The 4945-nt window shown below is 43.4% G+C and carries 5 protein-coding genes; 2 read left to right on the forward strand and 3 right to left on the reverse strand.

Annotated elements, in window-relative coordinates:
• The 3 genes from DDR33_RS15305 to DDR33_RS15315 form a co-directional block, all read right to left on the reverse strand.
• On the reverse strand, positions 1 to 418 hold a 418-nt coding region (locus DDR33_RS15305), incomplete at its 3' end, for a DUF1573 domain-containing protein (RefSeq protein ID WP_109416677.1).
• A gap of 4 nt (positions 419 to 422) precedes the next feature.
• A complete protein-coding gene (nusB, locus tag DDR33_RS15310) occupies positions 423 to 1370 on the reverse strand; it encodes a transcription antitermination factor NusB (protein ID WP_109416678.1) in 948 nt (315 codons plus the stop codon).
• A gap of 20 nt (positions 1371 to 1390) precedes the next feature.
• Entirely contained in the window at positions 1391 to 2479 is a 1089-nt protein-coding gene (locus DDR33_RS15315) for a Glu/Leu/Phe/Val family dehydrogenase (RefSeq protein WP_109416679.1), read from the reverse strand.
• Between the two features lie 189 nt (positions 2480 to 2668).
• On the opposite strand from DDR33_RS15315, the gene DDR33_RS15320 reads away from it, so the two are divergent.
• The gene (locus tag DDR33_RS15320) at positions 2669 to 4453 is read left to right on the forward strand and encodes an ABC transporter ATP-binding protein (RefSeq protein WP_109416680.1); all 1785 of its coding nucleotides are present in this window, start codon (positions 2669 to 2671) and stop codon (positions 4451 to 4453) included.
• A 91-nt stretch (positions 4454 to 4544) separates the two neighbouring features.
• Positions 4545 to 4874: a DUF3276 family protein gene (locus tag DDR33_RS15325; protein WP_109416681.1), complete on the forward strand. Its 330-nt coding sequence runs from the start codon at positions 4545 to 4547 to the stop codon at positions 4872 to 4874.
• The last annotated feature ends 71 nt before the right edge of the window (positions 4875 to 4945 follow it).

Consider the following 4945-nt stretch of genomic DNA (forward strand, 5'->3'; position numbering starts at 1 on the left):
CCCCTATCAGGACAAGTTCGGATGTTGAGGGCTGCGCATTGGAGGTAATGGTTACAGTTTTGTTCTGCATGCCCTGTTTTCCTGAGCTGTTAAATACAACTTTGATAACGCCACTTTCACCCGGACCAATAGGAGCATCCGGCTTCTCGGGCACTGTGCACCCGCAGCTGGCGCTGGCGTTGGAAATAATCAAAGGACTTTTGCCGTTATTGGTAAACTTAAAGTCGTAGGAAACCTTTTCCCCTTCTTTTATTTTTCCAAAATCATAGCTGGTCGTTTCGAAACTAAGCACCGGGGCTCTTGATGAATCACCTGAAACCGCCAGGCTGTCTGTGTTTGACTGTGATGAACTTTGGTTTTTGCACCCTGCCATTCCCATTGCAACAAAGGCAAAAGCAGCTATAAAAAATAGTTTCATATTATTATTCTATTAAACCTCTTCCAGTTTTGCGGATCTTTCCTTCTTCTTTCAGCTCCGCCAAAATCTTGTCTAAAATACCATTTATAAATAAATTACTTTTAGGCGTACTGAATTCCTTTGCGATTTCGATATACTCGTTCATGGTAACCTTAACAGGGATTGATGGAAAATGAACCAGCTCCGTTATGGCCATTTTCATCAGTAATACGTCGATGATGGCAATCCGCTCGGCATCCCAATTCTGCGTTTTGCCGGAAATATATCCCTGGTATTCCTCGTCAAATGCAATCACCCTGGAGAAAAGATTCAGAATATATTCCCTGTCCTCATGCCATGCCGGACTAATCTGCGCCAGCTTGTTCTGAGAAGGAACCTCACTCTGAAAGTTGCTGAAGGTTTTCGCGAGCATTGCTTCAAGCACCTCTTTATCTACAGGCCAGTTGATAAACATCTCTTCAAATGCCTGTTCCACAGAAGGAGTAACCTTGATGATCTTCTTATAAATATATTTAAAAATTTCCTTTTCAGCACGCAGAGAGTCGTCGTCACTGACAAGATATGCCTGATATTCGGCGGAGGTCTTCAGTAAACTGAAGACAGTTTTGACAACCTCGGGATCAAAACTCCAGGAAGCCCCATATTTTTTTATAAGGCCCTGGTAGTCCGGGTTCTCCCTCAGTACAACTATGAATTTATTTGAATGTAACTTTGTGTTGGCGTTCAGATCGTTCTCGTCGGGAAGATATTTATTGGCCCTTTCTAATGCATCAATCGTTGCATACTCTGCAACCTCACTTAATAATGAAAGAAGCCATACGTACATCTGGTAAACTTCATCAACGTTTTCCAGTAATTTCTTTTCAAATGATTTTACTACTTTGCTTTCAGATAAATAATAGGCATATAATGCCTGCAACACTTTTACCCTCAGATGCCTTCTGTTTAACATGCTATAAGAACGATTTTATATTAATATGACGCTTTAATTTTACGGATGTCGGCAATACGTTTCTCCGCTATAATATCCGCAGCTTTATTAGCCGGTATATTTTCTTCTTTTGATTTCTTTAAAACTTTCCGTGTGGCAGAATAGATGTTCTCAGCGAGCTGCATCGTCCTTTTCCTGCTGTAACCTGTAAGCTCAGAATAACAATTGATCATTCCGCCGGCATTGATTAAATAGTCAGGAGCATAAAGGATCCCGCTATCCAGAAGCATCTGGCCGTGGAGTTCCTCATCCGCGAGCTGATTGTTGGCTGATCCTGCAATAACAGCGCATTTCATGCGGGGTATGGTTTCCGAGTTGACAGTTCCGCCAAGGGCACAGGGAGCATACACGTCAAATTCGAGATCCAGAATATTGTTATTGGAAACAGCCTCCGCCCCATACTTTCTTGCCACCTGGATCAACCGTTCTTCGTTGATATCACTTACATAGACCTTGGCATTTTCTTCACGGAGAAGATAAACAAGATTTTCGCCAACCTGCCCTATCCCCTGAACAGCAACGGAGCGCCCGGCAAGACTGTCATTACCATATAACTCTTTAATACAAGCCTTTATTCCCATCACAACGCCCTTTGCTGCAATAGGAGAAGGATCTCCTGCTCCGCCCATAGATTCAGGGACACCGGTAACATGTTCAGTTTCCATCCGGATATACTCCATGTCCCTGGGGTTGGTTCCCAAATCCTCTGCTGTTATAAATGAACCGTTCAGGTTTTTAATAAAACGTCCGAAACGCCGCATCAGGACTTCATTCTTATCCGTTCTGCTGTCGCCGATGATCACGGCACTGCCGCCTCCAAGATTAAGCCCGCTGATCGCCGCTTTATAGGTCATCGTTCTTGACAACCGCAGAACATCCTGAAGCGCATCAGACTCTGTCCGGTAAGCCCACATCCTCGTTCCTCCGAGAGCAGGCCCCAGTGTTGTATCGTGAATGGCTATAATAGCTTGCAGGCCAGTATCTTCATCACTGCAAAAAACAACATTTTGATGAGCACACTTACTTAACTGATTAAAAACAGAACTTGCTTCAAAAGACTTTAAAGACATATTTAACGGACGGGATTTGGGGCAAAAATACTATTTTTTTAGCAAACGCACGTCATATCCGTTTATTTATCCCCCGGATGCCTGAGGGAAAACATGCGGGCCTTTCGCACGGAACTACCTTCGTTCTTCGCTTTAAAGTGACTCTGCCATGATTTCAAAATCTGTATTTTTGCACTTCTTATTTACGAAATGAAAGATCTGGCATATCTCAACAAATTCTTTTATAAATATCGCTGGAGGCTGATCCCCGGAGTAATATTTGTCATTATCTCCAACATTTTCGGTGTTTTGCCAGCACAGGTTATCCGGGTGGCATTTGATCTGGTAAACGAAAACATCGGCATATACAGGCTTTTCAGCGGGTTTGACCGCCAGGATCTGAGTTACCGGATATTCGGATACAGCGTAATGCTGTTCGGGGCACTCGTATTGGTCCTGGCCCTGCTCCGCGGGATTTTCCTTTTCTTTATGCGGCAAACGATCATTCTGATGTCGAGACATATTGAGTACGATCTGAAAAATGAAATCTACCAGCATTATCAGCAACTGACCATGGCCTTCTACCGGAGAAATAATACCGGGGATCTGATGAACCGGGTAACAGAAGACGTAAGCAGGGTGAGGATGTATGTAGGACCGGCAATTATGTATACCATCAACACCATTGTACTCTTTATCCTGGTGATTGTCGTGATGGTAGATGTGAACATGAAGCTTGCCATATATAGCCTGCTCCCGCTGCCTGTTCTTGCTTTTGCCATTTATAAGGTACATAATATCATCAATCAGAGAAGTGAAAAAATCCAGCAGCAACTTTCAAAGTTGTCAGGATTCGTCCAGGAAACATTTTCAGGTATCAGGGTAATAAAAGCATATGGACGGGAAGATGAGGTGATGAGGAAGTTCGCGGGGGAGAGCGAAGATTACAAGAAAACATCCCTGGATCTCATCCAGGTCCAGGCTCTTTTTTATCCCGTAATGCTCCTGCTGATCGGCCTGAGTACGATCATTACCATATATGCCGGCGGCGTAGAAGTGATGAACGGAACCATCACCTCTGGCAACATCGCAGAATTTATCGTATATCTGAACCAACTGATGTTCCCGGTAATGTCGCTGGGCTGGGTCACGTCCCTTGTGCAAAGGGCTGCTGCTTCCCAAAAAAGGATTAACGAATTTCTTCATACCCAGCCTGAAATCCTCACAGAGGATGGAGTGAGGGCGGAACTTCAGGGCCATATAAAGTTTGAAAATGTTAGTTTCACCTATCCGGATACCGGCATAAAAGCGTTATCTGATGTGTCCTTTGAAGTCAGACCCGGACAGTTCCTTGCAATTATAGGGCGAACGGGATCAGGAAAGTCGACAATTGCAAACCTGCTGCTAAGAATGTACGATGCTACCTCCGGAAAAATATATATAGACGGCAGGGCCATACAGGAACTTGATCTGAAGAGTTACAGAAGCCAGGCCGGATTTGTCCCCCAGGAGGTATTCCTCTTCTCTGATACAATTGCCAACAACATTGCTTTTGGCCGAACCACTACCATATCCGGAGAAGTAGAAACAGCAGCGCGGGAAGCTGCTGTGTATGAAAACATCCTGCACTTTGAAAATGGGTTTGAGACCATGATCGGGGAACGCGGCATAACCCTGTCGGGAGGGCAGAAACAACGGATTTCCATAGCACGCGCATTGATAAAACAACCTCAGTTGCTGGTCCTGGATGATTGCCTGTCGGCAGTGGATACCAAAACTGAAGAAGAAATCCTGACTAATCTTGGGAAAAACATGAGAGGCAAAACAAGTGTCATCATTGCCCATCGCGTTTCGACGATTAAAAACGCGGATATTATCCTTGTCATGGAGGATGGCAGGATTGTGGAACAGGGAAATCACGACAGCTTAATGGCACAAAAGGGCGCTTATATGAGCTTATACGAAAAGCAATTGCTTGAAGAACAGCAAACTTAAAGGCAATTCGCCGTCATAACATTAAAAAATGTATTTTGAAGTTTAAAAATTAATACATTATATTTACCGCAACCAAACTTTTAACTATAACATGGGAGATTTTGATAACAAAGAGAGAGAAGAGGTTTTTTCAAAAAAAGTAAGAGCCGGGAAGCGTACCTATTTTTTTGATGTAAAAGCAACGCGGTCCAACGACTATTACATCACGGTTACGGAGAGTAAGAAACGTTTAGAAGATGGAGTTTTTGTAAAGCACAAAATTTTCCTGTATAAGGAAGATTTCGAGAAATTTTCTGAAGGGTTGAAAGAAACCGTTGAATACATTAAAGAACATCAGGATGTTGTAGAAAAAAGATATGAATTGAACGAAAGTCATGCAGAACCTGCACGTGCAGAGGATGACTTTTCTTTCGAGATATAGCCTAATACCGCAAGATTTTATCCATCCCTGCAACTCCGGGGATGGTTTTCTTTTTATAGACCTGCCGTCAA

The organism is Pararcticibacter amylolyticus (assembly GCF_003130405.1).
Lineage (GTDB): Bacteria > Bacteroidota > Bacteroidia > Sphingobacteriales > Sphingobacteriaceae > Arcticibacter > Arcticibacter amylolyticus.

What these genes read in the sequence shown, in the direction of transcription:
- nusB (WP_109416678.1), bottom strand. Translation starts at nt 1,370, where the DNA reads ATGTTAAACAGAAGGCATCTGAGGGTAAAAGTGTTGCAGGCATTATAT.
- DDR33_RS15315 (WP_109416679.1), bottom strand. Translation starts at nt 2,479, where the DNA reads ATGTCTTTAAAGTCTTTTGAAGCAAGTTCTGTTTTTAATCAGTTAAGT.
- DDR33_RS15320 (WP_109416680.1), top strand. Translation starts at nt 2,669, where the DNA reads ATGAAAGATCTGGCATATCTCAACAAATTCTTTTATAAATATCGCTGG.
- DDR33_RS15325 (WP_109416681.1), top strand. Translation starts at nt 4,545, where the DNA reads ATGGGAGATTTTGATAACAAAGAGAGAGAAGAGGTTTTTTCAAAAAAA.